The sequence below is a fragment of the Micromonospora deserti genome (assembly GCF_003236335.1).
GTDB lineage: Bacteria > Actinomycetota > Actinomycetes > Mycobacteriales > Micromonosporaceae > Micromonospora > Micromonospora deserti.
Genome location: NZ_POUB01000604.1, coordinates 1 through 379 on the forward strand (window position 1 = coordinate 1; position 379 = coordinate 379).

Consider the following 379-nt stretch of genomic DNA (forward strand, 5'->3'; position numbering starts at 1 on the left):
GTTATGATTACTTTATGCACGAAAACCTCTTCAATGCTAAACCATTCAAGCACTCATACTTACCAAATGGTCGTGCAGCAGATCTTGAAGCCGAAGCCAAGCACTATGACCAAATTATCGAAGATAACCCAATTGATTTACAAATCCTTGGTATCGGACGTAATGGTCACATTGGTTTTAACGAACCAGGTACACCTACAGACAGTACAACTCACAAAGTGTCACTAACTCAATCAACAATTGATGCTAACGCTCGTTTCTTCGAACATGAAGAAGACGTTCCACGTTATGCTATTTCAATGGGACTTGCTTCAATTATGAAGAGTAAGAATATTTTGATCGAAGCTTACGGTGAAGACAAAGCTGATGTAATCAAAGG

At 39.1% G+C, this 379-nt stretch carries 1 protein-coding gene; it reads left to right on the forward strand.

Going from position 1 to position 379, the window contains the following annotated elements:
* Nucleotides 1–14: 14 nt before the first annotated feature.
* On the forward strand, nt 15–379 hold a 365-nt coding region (locus tag C1I99_RS35595; protein WP_499877960.1), incomplete at its 3' end, for a 6-phosphogluconolactonase.